Genomic DNA, 16,211 nt, shown 5'->3' with positions numbered 1-16,211 from the left:
CATAGGCATGCCTCTCCTTTCCGTACGGGATCTTTCCGTCGCCTTCGCGCAGGGCGGGCGGGAACAGCTCGCGGTCGACCGTGTGTCCTTCGACATCGGAAGGGGCGAGACCGTGGCGCTGGTCGGCGAGTCGGGGTCCGGCAAGTCCGTCTCGGCACTGTCGGTTTTGAAGCTCTTGCCCTATCCGGCCGCCAGCCATCCGTCCGGCTCGGTTTTATTCGAGGGCGAGGATCTGCTCGCCAAGGACGACACCGAGCTGCGGCGGGTTCGCGGCAAGGACATCACCATGATCTTCCAGGAGCCGATGACCTCGCTCAATCCGCTCCACTCGATCGAGCGGCAGATCGGCGAGGTGCTGAAGCTGCACCAGGGCATGAGCGACAAGCAGGCACGCGACCGGGCAATCGAACTCCTCAACGAGGTCGGCATCCGCGAACCCGAGAAGCGGCTCGGCGCCTATCCGCACCAGTTGTCGGGGGGCCAACGGCAGCGCGTCATGATCGCCATGTCGCTGGCCAATGAGCCGAAACTCCTGATCGCCGACGAACCGACGACGGCGCTGGACGTGACCGTGCAGGCGCAGATCCTCGAACTGCTCGACGGGCTCAAGGAGAAGAACGGCATGTCGATGCTGTTCATCACCCACGATCTCGGCATCGTGCGGCGCATCGCCGACCGCGTCTGCGTGATGACGAAGGGCAAGATCGTCGAGAGCGGACCGACGAAGGAGATCTTCGAAAACCCGCAGCACGACTACACCCGCCACCTGCTCGCCGCCGAGCCGAAGGGCGAACCGCCAGCCACCGACCGGACCGCGCGCGAGGTGATGACGGGGAAGGAGATCAAGGTCTGGTTCCCGATCAAGGAAGGCTTTCTGCGCCGCACGGTCGATCACGTGAAGGCGGTGGACGGGATCGACATCACCATGCGGGCAGGCCAGACCGTGGGCGTCGTGGGCGAATCCGGCTCGGGCAAGACCACGCTGGGCCTCGCGCTCTGCCGCATGATCTCGTCCAAGGGACGCATCGAATTCGCCGGCCGCGAGATCGACACACTGTCCTTCAATCACATGCGGCCGCTCAGGAGCGAGTTGCAGATCGTCTTCCAGGATCCCTTCGGCTCGCTGAGCCCGCGCATGTCGGTTTCCGAGATCATCGAGGAAGGCTTGCGCATCCACGAGCCAGGCCTCTCGGCGGATGAGCGCGACGCGCTGGTGGTCGATGTCCTGAAGGAGGTCGGGCTCGATCCGGCGACCCGGTTCCGCTACCCGCACGAATTCTCCGGGGGACAGCGCCAGCGCATCGCGATCGCGCGGGCCATGGTGCTGAAGCCGAAATTCGTCATGCTGGACGAGCCGACCTCGGCTCTCGACATGAGCGTCCAGGCGCAGGTGGTCGATCTGTTGCGCGACCTGCAGAAGCGGCACGACCTCGCCTACCTCTTCATCAGCCACGATCTGAAGGTGGTGCGCGCGCTGGCCAACGAGGTGATCGTCATGCGCAATGGGAAGATCGTGGAGGCTGGCCCATCGGAACAGATCTTCCGCAATCCAAGGACGGACTATACCAAGGCGCTGATCGCCGCCGCCTTCGACATCGCCACCGCGCCCGCAGGCGTGGTCAGCGAGTAACTCTTCCGAACCTGCGAGACTGCACATGTCCGACCCGAACAAAGGCCGCATCCTGTTGTCCGTCACGGGCTTCAACCCGCAACGCTGGCACGAACTGCTTTCGGCCCGCCGCCCGGTCACCTTGGAACCGGAAGGGGAAGCCGATCCTTCGATCGAATATGCGGTGGTGTGGAAGCAGAAGCCGAACGTGCTTGCCCGATTGCCGAACCTGAAGGCGGTGTTCTCGATCGGCGCCGGCGTCGATCATCTCTTCGCCGATCCCGGCCTGCCGGATGTGCCGATCGTGCGGGTGGTTGCCGACCACCTGACCCAGTACATGACGGAGTATGTCTGCTGGCGGGTGCTCGACCATCACCGGCAGGGGCGGCTTTACCGCGACCAGAAGAAGCGCAAGGTCTGGCACGAGCCGCCGCAAGCGCCGGCTGGCACGGTGTCGGTCGGCATAATGGGCTTCGGCAATCTCGGGCGGGCCGCGGCCGCCGCGCTGCTGGCGCTCGGCTATTCCGTGAAGGGCTGGAGCCGCACGGGGACGACCATGGACGGGGTCGAGACCTTCGGCGGAACGGAGGGACTGGATGCCTTCCTCGCGGCGACGGACATCCTCGTCGTCCTGCTGCCGCTGACACCGGCGACGACGGGCATCATCGACTTCGATCTGCTCGCAAAACTGCGCCGCGACAACGCCATCGGCGGCGCGGTGCTGATCAATGCGGGGCGCGGCAGATTGCAGAAGGACGCCGACATCGTGCGCGCGCTCGACGAAGGCGTGCTCAGGGAAGCGAGCCTCGACGTCTTCGAGACCGAGCCGCTTCCGCTGGACAGCCCGGTCTGGACGCACGAGAAGGTTTTCGTCACCCCGCACGCCGCCGCGACGTCCGACCCCGCCCATTTGACAGGACCCATGCTGGACCAGATGGACGCGTGCGACCGCGGCGAGGCGCTGCATAGCCTGGTGGATCGGGAAGCCGGCTACTGACGCTTCACGTTCAGGGGCGGCGAAAGCCGGTCGGCTGGCCGTAGAGGTAGCCGATGCGGGCGACGGCGCGGGCGAGAGGCTCGCGCGACACCAGCATGGAGTGGCCGTTGGCGTGGATGATGTTTTCCGCGTCGGTCATGATCGCGACGTGGCCTTTCCAGAAGACCAGATCGCCGCGTTGCAGCCCTTCAAGATCGGTACCGGGATCGATCGCGTCACCTATTGCGGCGGCCTGCATGTCCGAATCGCGCAGCACGTCCCGGCCCGCCATGCGCATGGTGAGCTGGATCAGGCCGGAACAGTCGATGCCGAACCCGGAAATCCCACCCCAGAGATAGGGCGTGTGCTCCAACGATTCCGCTACCGCCACCCAGTCGGAGGCGTGTTCGCCGAGAGGGCGGATGTGGGATTCGACCACGGCCTGGCCATCGGGCAGTATGGTATAGCGGGTACCCCGGGTCTCCGCATGGCCGGTGACGGTCAGCCGGGAGCCCATGGACAGGGCGTCACCGCGCGGCTTCTTCATGTCCGGTTCACGATAGAGATAGGTGCGCGGCGCGGACACGACGTGGGTGTGAGCATCGGCGGGTTGCGACAGCGCGGTCGCGTCGACATAGCCGACATAGCCGTCGTCCCCCGCCTGCACCCAGGCGAAGCCGTCGCGCGTGTCGAAGACGGATACCGGTGCGCCGAGAAGCAGCTGCGTGTTCACGCCCGCGTCGGCCCCGGACGCTGCGAGCATGTCGAGGACGGGACGGGCGACCTGCATTTGCGTCGGCGACACGAATCGCTCCGCCTCGACACGGCCGGCGAGGCGTTCGTCGGCGAGATCGGCGCGAAATGCATGCAGTCTCTTGTCGAGGATCGTCATGGAAAGTGTCCGTTGCGGGCCGAAGATATCACCGCATAGGGGCGCGATACAGGGGGCGCGTGGTTCCCGCCCCCGACGCGACGGGCTCAGGAATATCGCTTGGCGAGCAGCGTCTCCAGCGCCCGGATCGCCTGGGCCTCGCCGCCCGACGGCCCGTGCGGGCGCGCCGCCGGATTCCAGGCGAAGATGTCGAAATGCGCCCAGGCTTTCGCCTTTTCGACGAAACGCTGCAGGAACAGCGCAGCGGTGATGGAGCCGGCAAAGCCGTCCGTCGTGACGTTGTTCATGTCCGCGATCTTCGATGAGAGCTTCTCGTCGTAGGCGGCCCAGAGCGGCATGCGCCAGACGGGGTCGGCCGAATGCCTGGCGGCCTCCTCGATGGCTGCTGCGAGACCGTCGTCGTTGGCGTAGAACGGCGCGAGGTCGGGACCGATGGCGACGCGGGCAGCGCCCGTGAGCGTCGCCATGTCGATCATGATCGCGGGCTCCTCCTCGTCGCCGAGCGCCAGCGCGTCGGCCAGCACCAGCCGGCCTTCCGCATCGGTGTTGCCGATCTCCACGGTCGGCCCCTTGCGGCTCTTCAACACGTCGCCCGGGCGGAAGGCATTGCCGGCGATGGCGTTCTCGACGGCGGGAATCAGCACGCGCAGCCTTACGTTCATGCGTGCGGCCATGATCATCGAGGCGAGGCCGAGCACGTTGGCAGCGCCGCCCATGTCCTTCTTCATGATCAGCATGCCGCTGGCGGGCTTGATGTCGAGACCGCCGGTGTCGAAGCAGACCCCCTTGCCGACCAGCGTCACCTTGGGGGCGTCCTCGCGGCCCCAGCGCAGATCGATGAGGCGCGGCGCTTCCGTGGAGGCGCGGCCGACCGCATGGATCATGGGGAAATTTTCCGCAAGCAGCGCGTCGCCGACGATCGAACTCACCTCGGCGTCGTGGGCCGCGCCGAGCGCGCGCACGGCGTCTTCCAGTTGCGCGGGGCCGAGATCGCCGGTGGGCGTGTTGACGAGGTCGCGCGCCAGGAAGACGCCGTCGGCAATGCGGCGGACACGCCCGGCATCTACGCCTTCGGGAACGGCGATGCGGACCGCGTTGCCCGGCTTGCCGGAATAGCGGGTAAACCTGTAGCCGCCCAGAACGGCGCCGAGCAGGGCCAACGCCGGATCCGCCGGAGCGGACGCGAAGGACCAGTCGCCCTCGGGAAGTTCCTTGCCCAGCGCGCCGGTGATCAGCGGTGCGTGGCCCTCGCTGCCGACGGGGATGCCAAGCAGGGCACCGGCCGCGCCGCCTTCCCCGGGCAGCAGAAGCACCCGCCCGGGCTGGCCGGTGAAACCGTTCGCCTTCGCCCATTCCACGGTCGCCGGAGCGAACCCTGCCTCCTCGATCTTTCCCCTGGTGACGAGGTGGATGGGGCGTGCGGCGGCAGTTTTCGTCGCGGTCAGTTCGACGGGCATGGCGGGTTCCTCGGCTGTTTCGGTGGCGCGGGCCTGCGCCTCCTTAACCAACCATTAGGGTTAACGGAATATTCCTTTGGCTCATCCGGCACGACGAGACGAAGCGGAGAAGACGGCATGTTGACCATCACCGGGGCAAACGCAACTGCCAGAACGTGGCAGGCCGGGGCCATGGCACTCGTGCTCGCGGCCGCCCTTACGGGCTGCGCCAATTCGAAGCTCACCACCGGTTCGATCGGCCGCGATTCTGGCAAGCCGATCGCGCAGATGTCGTCGCAGGAACTCGACGCCGCGGCCGGAACGCTGGGTCGAAGCTATGCCAAGGACCCGTCGAGCAAGGCGGTGGCGCTTCGCTACGCCTCGGTCCTGCAGATTGACGGTCGCACCGACCAGTCGCTGGCGGTGATGCGCAAGCTTGCCATCACGTATCCGAAGGACCGCGACGTGCTCGCCGCCTACGGCAAGGCGCTGGCCGCCGCCGGGCAGCTCGAACCGGCGCTCGACGCCGTGCGCAGGGCGCAGACGCCGGAATATCCGGACTGGCGGCTTCTCTCCGCCGAGGCCGCGATCCTCGACCAGCTCGGCAAGCAGGGCGACGCCCGCTCTCTCTATCGCCGCGCACTCGACCTGAAGCCGAACGAGCCGTCGGTGCTCTCCAATCTCGGCATGTCCTACCTCCTGGAAGGCGACCTGAAGTCGGCCGAGACTTACATGCGCCAGGCGGCCGCCGCACCGGGCGCCGACAGCCGCGTGCGCCAGAACCTCGCACTGGTGGTCGGCCTGCAGGGCCGCTTCGAGGAGGCCGAGACGCTGGCACGCCAGGAACTCTCGCCCCAACAGGCTGAAGCCAACGTAACCTATCTCCGCTCGATGCTCGCCCAGCAGAACGCCTGGAGCGAGATCAAGGACGAAGAGAAGAACACCAACTGACCCGACCGGCGGGCGTCGGCCGCTCGACGCCCTCGAACGGCCAGGCCGCGCATGGTCGCGGCCGATACGCCGTATCGCACGGCCGGCAGTTTTTTCATTCCACAATCAAGTTTGTCCGCCATCCGGGGGCTCATCCCTTTGTCGCCGAGAACCCTGAAGCGAGGATCGGAGCGTTGCTCGTCGCTTGCGGGCAGTGGTGGTTTTGCGTCACCGAGTTCCGATGAGGGATGGCGGAGGGAGTGGGTGGAGCACAGGCCCGTGTTGCCTCGTGGGTGGTTCAGCTCGCGGCGTTGGTTTGTTCCCGCGGCCTACATCCGACCCGTCAGGGCACTTCTCCCCGTCGACGGGATGAAGGGAAGAAGCCCCACCAACTCATCGGCGCGGACGGATCTTCCTACAGAGCATCGAAAACGAGTGCCTGAGAAGGCGAGGGTTCGCCGCAGCTCAAACGCGTCGGGAGCAGTTCTAAAGCTCCGCGCCCCGCCATGCGGCGGGAGGCGGTTTCCGTGTACGCTACTCCGACGCCGTCGACTGGCCCTTGTCGCCGAACACGCCCTGCTCGCTGAACTGCATGATGGCGGGGCCGAGGATCACGGCGAACAGGACCGGCAGGAAGAACAGGATCATCGGCACGGTGAGCTTCGGCGGGAGGGCGGCGGCCTTCTTCTCGGCCTCGTTCATGCGCATTTCCCGGCTTTCCTGGGCCAGCACGCGCAGCGCGTGCGCGATCGGCGTGCCGTAGCGTTCCGCCTGGATCAGTGCCTGGCTGACGCTCTTGACCGATTCCAGTCCGGTGCGGTTGCTCAGATTCTCGTAGGCCTGGCGGCGCTCCTGCAGGAAGGAGAGCTCGGCGTTGGTCAGCACGAGTTCCTCGGCGAGTTCCACCGACTGGACGCCAATCTCCTCGGCCACCTTTCGGAAGGCGGCCTCGATTGACATGCCCGATTCCACGCAGATCAGCATCAGGTCGAGCGCGTCGGGCCAGGCCTTCTGGATCGACTGCTTGCGCTTGGTCGCCCTGTTGTTGACGTAGACGACCGGGGCGTAGAAGCCGCCATAGGCGCATACGACGATGACGAAACACTTGATGAACAGCGGCTGTTCGGGGAGCCCGTTCAACAGGAAGATGTAGGCCGCGCCGAGCAGCAGGCCGACGAACGGCAGGACGAGGCGGAAGAAGAGGAACCGCGTCAGCGGGTTCTGGCCGCGGAAGCCGGCCATCCTGAGCTTGGACAGCGTCGCCTCGTCGGCGAGCGCCCGTCTCAGGTCGAGCCGGTCGACGATGCTGCGCATGCCCACGGACTGCTCCTCGCGCAGGCCCTTGCGCCGCCGCTCGGCATCCGCCGCAAGCCGCGCACGCTGCTTGGCGCGAAGCTCGTCGCGCTCGAGCGCCACCGTTTTCATGCGGGTCTTCAACTCGTTGCCGCCGAGCGCCGGCAGCGCCGTGAAGATCGTGGCGAAGACCGCGACGCCCACGAGCAGCGCGATGAGGAAGGAGGGATCGAAGATCGCCTTGCTGATTTGTTCGGTCATCGCTTCCGCTTCCACTCCAAAGCGCTCATCGGCCGTTCAGATCCGCGTGCCGCGCTTCCCGTTCATGTTCCTGCGCCGTCGTCCTTGGCGAGGCCGGTCCCGCCTTCGGACGACCCGCGCTAGATGTCGAAGTTCATCATCTTCTTCATCACGAAGATGCCGACGGACATCCAGACCAGCGAGCAGCCGATCACCAGATGTCCCGTGCTCGTCGTGAAGAGCGGCATGATGTAGGCCGGGCTGGAAAGATAGACGAGGAAGGCGACGATGAACGGCAGCGCGCCGATGATGGCGGCCGAGGCCTTGGCTTCCATCGACAGCGCCCCGATCTTGGCCTTCATGCGCTTGCGGTCGCGCAGCACGCGCGACAGGTTGCCGAGCGCCTCGGAAAGATTGCCGCCGGCCTGGCTCTGGATCTGGATCACGATGCCGAAAAAGCCGGCTTCCGCGCAGGGCATGGTCTCCGTCATGCGCATGGACGCCTCGGGAATGGAGAGGCCAAGCTGCTGCGCTTCGACGATCCGGCGGAATTCGGTACGGACGGGCTCCCGGGCCTCGTTGGCAATCAGCCGGACACCGTCGTTGAGCGGCAGGCCCGACTTCACCGAGCGCACGATGATGTCCAGGGAATTCGGCAGCTCGTCGAGGAAAGCCTTGATCCGCCGGCCGCGCATGAAGGCGATCACCCAGCGGGGAACGCCGAAGCCGCCGGCCAGCGCGGCGCCCGGCACCACCCACCAGGGCGCGCCCAGACCGAAGGCAAGGGCCGCGAAGACAAGCGCCGAGATGGCCGAATAGACATAGAAGCGCTGTAGAGGGGTTTCGAGCCCCGCCTGCTTGATCTGCACCTTGAGCGGCGGCTTCTTGATGTTGAGGTCTTTTTTCTTCTGCTTCTCGTCGAGGTCTTTCAGGGAGTCCTGCACCGACTTGCGGCGCTTGGCGGCCTCGGCCAGGCGGTCGCGCGAGGCCTTCACCACGGTGCGGTCGGTCTCGGCCTTCTTGATCGTTTCGAGCCGCTTGCCGGCCTTGCGCTCGTTGGTGATCGAGTTGAACATGAACGCATAGGCGAGCGCGCCGGCGGACAGGCCGGCGAGCGCGATCATCGCCAGGACCGTCGTATCAATTCCGAACATTGCGCGGTGCCCCGTTCACTGCCATCCAGTCCTCAGCCAGCCTGCTTTTCCATCGCCTCGAGAGCGTTGGCGAGGCGCGATTCCTCGTTGTAGTAGCGCGCGCGTTCCCAGAATTTCGGGCGTCCGACGCCGGTCGACACGTGCTTGCCGATGAGGCGGCCGTTCTGGTCCTCGCCCTGGATGTTGTAGAGGACGACATCCTGCGTGATGATTACGTCGCCTTCCATGCCCAGCACCTCAGTGATGTGGGTGATGCGGCGCGAACCGTCGCGCAGGCGGGCGGCCTGAATGATGACGTCGACGGATCCCACGACGATCTCGCGCACCGTCTTTTGCGGCAGAGTGTATCCGCCCATGGCGATCATGGATTCGATACGGTTCAGACACTCGCGCGGCGAGTTCGAGTGGATGGTGCCCATCGAGCCGTCATGGCCCGTGTTCATCGCCTGGAGCAGGTCGAACACCTCGGGTCCGCGCACCTCGCCGACGATGATCCGCTCGGGACGCATGCGCAGGCAGTTCTTGACGAGATCGCGCATGGTGATCTCGCCCTCGCCTTCGAGGTTCGGCGGGCGGGTTTCCAGGCGCACCACGTGCGGCTGCTGGAGCTGCAGCTCGGCGGAATCCTCGCAGGTGATGATGCGCTCGTCGCGGTCGATGTAGTTGGTCAGGCAGTTGAGCAGCGTCGTCTTGCCCGAACCGGTGCCGCCCGAGATCACGACGTTGCAGCGCACGCGCCCGATGATCTTCAGCACTTCCGCGCCTTCCGGCGATATGGCGCCGAACTTCACGAGCTGGTCGAGGGTGAGCTTGTCCTTCTTGAACTTGCGGATGGTGAGCGCGGTGCCGTCGATGGCAAGCGGCGGCGCGATGACGTTGACGCGGGATCCGTCGGGAAGGCGCGCGTCGCAGATCGGGCTCGATTCGTCGACGCGGCGGCCGACCTGGCTGACGATGCGCTGGCAGATGTTCAAGAGCTGCTGGTTGTCGCGGAACCGGATGCCGGTCTGCTCGACCTTGCCGTTCACCTCGATGTAGACGTGCTTCGACCCGTTCACCATGATGTCGGCGATGTCGTCGCGCGCCAGAAGGGGCTCGAGCGGGCCGTAGCCGAGGACGTCGTTGCAGATGTCCTCGAGCAGTTCCTCCTGCTCGGAGATCGACATCGCGAAATTCTTGATCGCGATGATGTCGTTGACGATGTCGCGGATTTCCTCGCGGGCGCTGTCTGGTTCGAGCTTGGCGAGCTGGGACAGATCGATCGTGTCGATCAGGGCCGAGAACACCTGGCTCTTGGTGTCGTAGTAGCCTTCGCTGCGCTCGCGCGGCGCCTTCTTCGGCTCAGCGGCAAGCGGCGGCGCCTCGACGACGCGACGCGGCTGTTCGGCCGGTTTCGACGGAGTGGCGGGCGCGGCCGGCCGCTCGGCGACACCTGCCGGCTGCGCGGCGGATGCCGGCCGCGGTTCCGGTATCGTCCTGTTGCCGCTGTCGCTGCCTCTTTTTCCAAACATGTCCCAAACACCAGTTTCGCAGGAATTCCGACTACTTCTTCTTCGGCCTGAACTTGCCGATCAGGTTCGCCAGGCCCGGTTTCGGCTTCGCTTTCAGTTCCGCCCTGCCCGTCAGGATGTGCGCGATCTCGGAGATCGACTTCACGATCGCGTGCTGGGCATCCATCTCGCCGAGCATGCGGCCGTTGTTGGAGGCGTTTCCGAACAGCTGCGCCTCGAAGGGGATGACCGCGAGCGGCATCAGGCCCAGCGGTTCCGCGAAATCGACCGCGCTGATCTCGGGCCGCTTCGGAACGCCCGCCTGGTTGATGACCAGATGTGGCGGCCGGTCGTTCGGACGCAGCTTCTTGAGCGTGTCGACGAGGTTCTTGGCGTTGCGCAGGTTGGCGAGTTCCGGCGTGGCCGTGATCACGACCTCATCCGCCTCGGTCAAAATGTTGCGGGTCCAGCCGTTCCAGACGTGCGGCACGTCGAGCACCAGGAGCGGCGCGCTGCGCTGGACGGTGTCGATGATCTGCATGAAGGCTTCGGGATCGAAGTCGTAGACCCGGTCCAGGCTGGAGGGCGCTGCGAGGAGCGAAAGGTGCTCCGCGCACTGCGCCAGCAGCCTGTCGAGATAGACCTCGTCGATCCGCTCCGGCGCAAACACCGCCTCGGCGATGCCCTGGGCGGGGTCCTGGTCGAAATTGATGTTGGCGGTGCCGAACGGCAGGTCGAGATCGGCCACGACGACTTCGGATTCGAAGCTCGTCGACATGGTCCATGCCACGTTGTGCGCGATGGTCGAGGATCCCACGCCGCCCTTGGCCCCGATGAAGGCGACGGCCTTGCCGAGCGGCGCGGCTTCCGGGTTGACGAAGATGCGGGAGATGTTGGCGACGACGTCGGCCAGCGAGATCGGCGCCACGACGTATTCGGAAATGCCGAAACGGAGCAGTTCCCGATAGAGGCCGACATCATTGTAGTGGCCAATGACGATGACCTTGGTGGAAGGGTCGCAGACCTCGGCCAGTCTTTCCAGCGAGTGCAGGAGTTCCTTCGGCTCGGCCCGGGATTCCAGGATGATGAGGTTCGGCGTCGGCGTCGTCACGTAGTAGTCGAGGGCCGATTCCAGGCCGCCCATGACGATGCGCATGTGCGCTTTCGACAGCCGCCTGTCCTCGCCGGCTCGCTCGATCGGCTTGGAGACGCTTTCCGTCTCGCAGAAGGCGTGGATCGAGATCCGGGGAACCGGCCGCATTGCATTCAGCTGGGCGATCTCTTCGGCGCTCGCGCTTCCGAGAACGTCGGTATCGTAGGCAAGATTGCTCATCGCGATCGGTCCCGCATCTGCTGATCAATAGTTGACTTCGGACGTGGTGATGAACTCGGGCGCAATCTGGCGCTGCTTGTACTGCTCCAGCGCATTTCCGCGGTTCTCCGCATCGATCTCGCCCGGTTCGCGCGGGCCGAGAAGGTCCGCGGGGTTGGCGATCTGCGCCGCGAGATTGTTCTGATAGGCGCAGCCGAAGTTGGAATAGTGCTTGTTCTCGCTGTTCTTCAGAAGATCGTCGGGCCAGCGTCCGCACTGGTCGGTGCTTGCCCGCATCCTCGGATAGATGATCCGCAGCGGAGCGGCGATATCCGGCGCACCCGAACTGTAAGGCACCGTAACGACGCGCCCCGACGGGACGCCCTTGGCATATAGATAGGACGCGATGTCGTGCGCCACCGCGCTGGCGGCGGCGGAGTTGGCCGCGCCGGCCGGCACCATGATCGATACGGGTGCCGCGGCGCGATGATCGTAGTGGGCAATGTAGCCGGCGACCGCGACGCGATGCACCTGGGTCATCCGCCGATCACTGACACCCACCGGCAGGTCGAGGATCTCGTCCTTCTCCGACACGACGATGGGATGGTTGGTGCGGTAGTCGTCCGGAACCGAGCCGACGACGATCGAGTCGCGCTTGGCGCAACCGGTCAGGACGGCGGCGACGCCGACCACCAGGAGCGCACCGGGCGCCGAAAACACGCGGGAACGTCCCGCGGACGACATTCTATTGAAGGCGCTGCACATGAGGTCCGTCCCCCGGATCACTTGTAGATGTAGCCGACGACGCCGTGGTAGCGGCCGTTGGGTTTTTGCGTGTTCATGGTGCCGTAGACGCGGTTGACCCGGCCGAGGAATATGCCGGCGCCGTCGCTGGGCGCGTTGAAGTTGTCGTCGGGGCGCGCGAGTTCCTGCCGCGCGACCGGCCGCACCAGATAGGGCGTGACGATGATCACGAGTTCGCTCTCGTTGCGGACGAAGTCGCGACTGCGGAAGAGCGTTCCGAGCACGGGAAGCTTGGCCAGTCCCGGCAGCCCCGCCGAGACCTGGCGGATGTCGTCTCGCACGAGGCCGGCGATCATCATCGAACCGCCGGACGGAAGCTCGACGGTCGTGTCGGCCAGGCGCTTGCGGATCGACAGGAGGTTGGTTCCGCTATTTCTGCCGCCGGTGCTCAGCGCGACGGAGGCTTCGGTGGTCGGTTCGGAGACGGAGGTGCGGATCTTGAGGCTGATGCGGCCGGGCGACAGCACGACCGGTTGGAATTCAAGCCCGATGCCGTAGTCGATCTTCTCGATGTCGTAGGTGATGACGCCGTCGTCGTCCACGTCCTGACCGGTTACCAGATTGAACTCGCCGCCGACCCTGAAGGTTGCCTTCTCGCCGGAGACGGCGGTCAGCGTCGGTTCGGCGAGCGTCTTCATGACGCCGGCCTGTTCCATCGCGTTGAGGTAGGAATTGATGGTCGTGGAGCCGAAGGCGGCTCCGAGCTGCAGCTGCGATCCCGAAAGCTGCTTGCCGAGGCCGGATATGCCGTCGCTGATCGCGCCCCAGGTTATGCCGTCGGACGAACCGCTGCCGATGAGGTTGACGCCCAGCTGCTTCATGACGACGCGGCTCACTTCGGCCACCGTCACCTTCAGCGTGACCTGATCCTCGCCGGTGATCTTGATCATGTTGATGATCGCGCTCGTCTGGCGCTCGGAGTCCGGATTGTCGATGTCGACGCCGCCGCCATCGGTGGGAGCCGCCGCGGTCTGGGAATACTGCCCCGTGGTCGCTTCACCGCCCTTGACGAAGGCCTGCGCGAGCTGCACGGCGCGGGCCGCATCGAGCGGCGTCTCCACGGTACCGGTCAGGACCACGTTGTCGTTCAGCAGTTCGACGCGGATGTCGGAGCCGGGGATGAAGCGCTCGAGATAGTCCTCCAGGCCGGCGACGTCGCGTTCGACGTTGAGGTCGAGGCTGGCGATCTGTTCGCCATTGGCGCCGAAGACGAAGATGTTGGTCTCGCCCACCTGCTTGCCGAACAGGTAGATGCGGCGCGCGGTGCGCGTGACGGCGTCGGCGACCGCCGGATTGGCGACGAGGATATCGTATGCGTCCTGCGGCAGGTCGATCACCACGGACTTGTTCAGCCCGAGCTTGATGCGCTCGCTGCCGTGGTTCGTGGACTTGATCACCGTTTCCGCGGAGGCGGGAACGGCGGCCGTGATCGCTCCGATGGAACCGGCGACCAAGAGTGCCGCGGCCAGACGGGACGTCACCTTCGTGACGCCGCGGATCTGATGGCCGAAAACTGCTCGTGACGTCATTTGCGCGCCCCCACTTCGCTCACTTCCCCGGACCGGATGACGCGCACGGTTCCCCGCCGCCCATTGCCTGAGACCAGGTACTCGGCATCGCCTTCTTGCTTGTCCTGGGCGTCCGCGACCGGTCGCAGCGCCAGGGTGAGACGGTCCGCCAACTGCTGGGCGACCGTGATGATTTCAGATTGCTGCGGCGTGAGTTCGAGTGTGGCGGTTTCGCCGACCTTGACCTTCTTGCCCTCCTCGTCCTCCTGGATCATCTGATCGATCGCGAGGACGCGGATGTTCTTGAGGATGGTCTCGGTGATGAAGCCGTTGCTGCCGCCCGATTCCGCCCGGCGCGTCATGATGACGTCGACATTGTCGTTGGGAAGGATGAAGCCGCCAGCCGAGGTGTCGGCCGATATCTGCGTCGCGACCGCCCGTTTGCCCGAAGGCAGGATCGCCGACATGAAGCTCTGGCCTTCGCCGATCAGCTTGGAGCGCCGCACCGGCTCGCCGGCATACATTGCCAGACGGGCGATCGAGCCTTGAAGCTTCTCCATAGCATCGGCTTCATCGCGGCGCAGGATGAAGCCTTCGCTCACCGCCGATTCAGGCCAGGATTGCCAGCGCATCTGGTTTTCGAGGGGCTGCCCGACGGGAACGTCCTCGCCGAGGACGAGAACCTCGGTCAGCTCTATCGCAGGCCTCGGCGGCGCGGCGGCGACGAGGTCCGGCGGCGGCGGCGACGTCATGTTCTTGGCGATGTAGCCAGCGCCACCCGCGGCAACAGCCGCGACGCCCAGAATGATCAAGCGTGAAGTATTCATCGACCCGCACCTTTACCCGGCGATTTTTTTCACCGGACGAAGAATGGGGCACGAATCGTCAAATTAGGGTTAATGCAACGCTTACGATCGTGCTTAATCGAACGTTACGTCACATCCCTCGCGATCAACGCACTCGAAAGAGGCTCAGGAGCCGCTCATCTGACCGAGCGCCCATATCGCGAGCGGGGATTCGGCGAAGGCGAACAGGCCGCCAATGCCGAGAGCGACTCCGTAGGGCACACCCTTGGACGGATCGGCGAGATTCCTCAGGAAGATGTTGCCGCCCGTGTAAACCTCGAGCGTCGACCCGCGATAGCGCAGGATCGCGAGCGTGAGCAGACCGCCGACGGCGGCCGATATGACGAGGTACGTCATCAGCACCGGGCCGAAGCCCATCCATATCGAGGTCGCGGCAATGAGCTTGGCGTCGCCGCCTCCCATGCCGCCGATCGCGAAGAGCGTGAAGGTCACCGCGAGGACACAGGCCATCGCCGCGAAATGCATCCCGTATACGGACCAGTCCATTCCCGTCAGCGGCGCCAGCACCGCGAAGGACGCGACCAGGAGAAGAGACACCCGGTTGGCGATCGTCATGGACAAAAGATCGGAAATGGCGGCGAACGCCATACAGAAAGGAAAGATGACGAAAATGGCTGCCTCGAGCATATCCCGGCTCCGATCGATCTCGTTCAAGTCTTTCTCGACTGGGGACGGCCAGGAAGCCGTCAACGCAAGAGGGCCGCTCCGGAGAGCGGCCCTGTCGCAAACCGCCTAGCGCGGGACGCCTATTAGCTGGCGCCGTCGACCGCGGTGGAGATTTCGTTGAACTTCGTGTTCAGCGAGGTGCCGAGCGCCTGGGCGCCGACCATGATGGCGACAGCGATCAGAGCGGCGATGAGGCCGTACTCGATGGCGGTTGCACCGGACTCGTCCTTGGCGAAACGTGCGAAAAGCTTAGTCATTTCCTGAACTCCTACTCGACGTTGGTTACAGCAGTACCGTCAACTGTTCTACGGCGTGTTGATCGGATGAGGGCAATCTAGGCGGAAGGAATTGCGATCGACTTAAGAAATTGCCTTACCGAATTCCTAACGCGCACGACCAACTTCCGGTGGTTAACGGGCGGATAAAGCGGAGGGTCGGCAGGATGGCCCGACCGCCAGGAAACGATCTCCCGCCCGCGCCGGACGCCCTGCCGCATATAAGGACTCGCGCGAGAGGCGCTTAACCGAACATTCACCATTCCGGGCGCATCTTCGCGATTGATCCCGCAGGCGGAGACGATCGATGGCTCGGAACACCGAAAAACGCGCGCAGGCGCTCATGGGCGCCCTTTTCCTGGCAGCAATGGCCGGATACGCAGCTCCCGCCCACGCGGACGCGGGCATTTCCATTCTGATGAACGAGGCAAAGATCGTGAAGCTGGCCCGGCCGGCCGACACGATCGTGGTCGGCAATCCCGAGATCGCCGATGCGTCCGTGCAGGATGCGACGACGATCGTTCTGACCGGCAAGGGTTTCGGCGTCACCAATCTCGTCGTCCTGGACATGGAAGGCGCGCCGATCGTCGACGAGCAGATCTACGTCAGCCGCCAGGACGCCAAGTCGGTGCGCATCTATCGCCGCTCGGAAGTCCAGACACTGTCCTGCACGCCCTATTGCGAAGGCTCCTACAAGAGCGATGCGGAGCGGATGTCCGAAGCGGAAATGAATGTGAGCCAGTAGTTCGAGAACGCCGCA

General features: G+C 65.1%; 15 protein-coding genes. 4 read left to right on the top strand and 11 right to left on the bottom strand.

The window, feature by feature from the left end:
- Positions 1–7: 7 nt before the first annotated feature.
- On the top strand, positions 8–1,630 hold the full coding sequence (locus BSQ44_RS02645; protein ID WP_072607816.1) for an ABC transporter ATP-binding protein: 1,623 nt from the start codon (positions 8–10) through the stop codon (positions 1,628–1,630).
- Between the two features lie 25 nt (positions 1,631–1,655).
- The gene (locus BSQ44_RS02640; RefSeq protein WP_072601809.1) at positions 1,656–2,606 is read left to right on the top strand and encodes a 2-hydroxyacid dehydrogenase; all 951 of its coding nucleotides are present in this window, start codon (positions 1,656–1,658) and stop codon (positions 2,604–2,606) included.
- 10 nt (positions 2,607–2,616) lie between these two features.
- Here the strand turns inward: BSQ44_RS02640 and BSQ44_RS02635 are convergent, their stop codons facing one another.
- Entirely contained in the window at positions 2,617–3,477 is an 861-nt protein-coding gene (locus BSQ44_RS02635; RefSeq protein WP_072601808.1) for a C40 family peptidase, read from the bottom strand.
- A gap of 86 nt (positions 3,478–3,563) precedes the next feature.
- Entirely contained in the window at positions 3,564–4,934 is a 1,371-nt protein-coding gene (locus BSQ44_RS02630; protein WP_072607815.1) for a leucyl aminopeptidase family protein, read from the bottom strand.
- Positions 4,935–5,051: 117 nt separating this feature from the next.
- Between BSQ44_RS02630 and BSQ44_RS02625 the strand changes: the two genes are divergently transcribed.
- Positions 5,052–5,864, top strand: coding sequence for a tetratricopeptide repeat protein (locus BSQ44_RS02625; protein WP_072601807.1), 813 nt, complete (start codon positions 5,052–5,054; stop codon positions 5,862–5,864).
- 513 nt (positions 5,865–6,377) lie between these two features.
- On the opposite strand, the gene BSQ44_RS02620 is transcribed toward BSQ44_RS02625, so the two are convergent.
- The 9 genes from BSQ44_RS02620 to BSQ44_RS02580 all read right to left on the bottom strand — a co-directional run bounded on the left by BSQ44_RS02620 (position 6,378) and on the right by BSQ44_RS02580 (position 15,433).
- The gene (locus BSQ44_RS02620) at positions 6,378–7,397 is read right to left on the bottom strand and encodes a type II secretion system F family protein (protein WP_072601806.1); all 1,020 of its coding nucleotides are present in this window, start codon (positions 7,395–7,397) and stop codon (positions 6,378–6,380) included.
- A 119-nt stretch (positions 7,398–7,516) separates the two neighbouring features.
- Positions 7,517–8,530, bottom strand: coding sequence for a type II secretion system F family protein (locus BSQ44_RS02615; protein WP_072601805.1), 1,014 nt, complete (start codon positions 8,528–8,530; stop codon positions 7,517–7,519).
- Between the two features lie 32 nt (positions 8,531–8,562).
- Entirely contained in the window at positions 8,563–10,041 is a 1,479-nt protein-coding gene (locus BSQ44_RS02610; RefSeq protein ID WP_072601804.1) for a CpaF family protein, read from the bottom strand.
- 31 nt (positions 10,042–10,072) lie between these two features.
- Positions 10,073–11,353 carry a CpaE/TadZ family protein gene (locus BSQ44_RS02605; protein ID WP_072601803.1) on the bottom strand — a complete coding sequence of 427 codons (1,281 nt, stop codon included), beginning with the start codon at positions 11,351–11,353 and terminating at the stop codon, positions 10,073–10,075.
- A gap of 24 nt (positions 11,354–11,377) precedes the next feature.
- The gene (locus BSQ44_RS02600) at positions 11,378–12,052 is read right to left on the bottom strand and encodes a CpaD family pilus assembly protein (protein WP_235633328.1); all 675 of its coding nucleotides are present in this window, start codon (positions 12,050–12,052) and stop codon (positions 11,378–11,380) included.
- Between the two features lie 62 nt (positions 12,053–12,114).
- Complete coding sequence (locus BSQ44_RS02595; RefSeq protein WP_072601801.1) at positions 12,115–13,665, bottom strand: type II and III secretion system protein family protein; 1,551 nt, start codon at positions 13,663–13,665, stop codon at positions 12,115–12,117.
- On the bottom strand, positions 13,662–14,471 hold the full coding sequence (gene cpaB, locus BSQ44_RS02590) for a Flp pilus assembly protein CpaB (RefSeq protein ID WP_072601800.1): 810 nt from the start codon (positions 14,469–14,471) through the stop codon (positions 13,662–13,664). The genes BSQ44_RS02595 and cpaB overlap by 4 nt, the downstream gene beginning before the upstream one ends.
- Before the next feature lie 144 nt (positions 14,472–14,615).
- Positions 14,616–15,137, bottom strand: coding sequence for an A24 family peptidase (locus BSQ44_RS02585; protein ID WP_072607814.1), 522 nt, complete (start codon positions 15,135–15,137; stop codon positions 14,616–14,618).
- A gap of 122 nt (positions 15,138–15,259) precedes the next feature.
- Complete coding sequence (locus BSQ44_RS02580; RefSeq protein WP_072601799.1) at positions 15,260–15,433, bottom strand: Flp family type IVb pilin; 174 nt, start codon at positions 15,431–15,433, stop codon at positions 15,260–15,262.
- Positions 15,434–15,794: 361 nt separating this feature from the next.
- Between BSQ44_RS02580 and BSQ44_RS02575 the strand changes: the two genes are divergently transcribed.
- Positions 15,795–16,196: a pilus assembly protein N-terminal domain-containing protein gene (locus tag BSQ44_RS02575; protein ID WP_072607813.1), complete on the top strand. Its 402-nt coding sequence runs from the start codon at positions 15,795–15,797 to the stop codon at positions 16,194–16,196.
- The last annotated feature ends 15 nt before the right edge of the window (positions 16,197–16,211 follow it).

This window comes from Aquibium oceanicum (genome assembly GCF_001889605.1).
Classification (GTDB): Bacteria; Pseudomonadota; Alphaproteobacteria; order Rhizobiales; family Rhizobiaceae; genus Aquibium; species Aquibium oceanicum.
The sequence above is the reverse complement of the archived record's forward strand: the minus strand, read 5'-3'. Positions and strand labels throughout refer to the sequence as shown.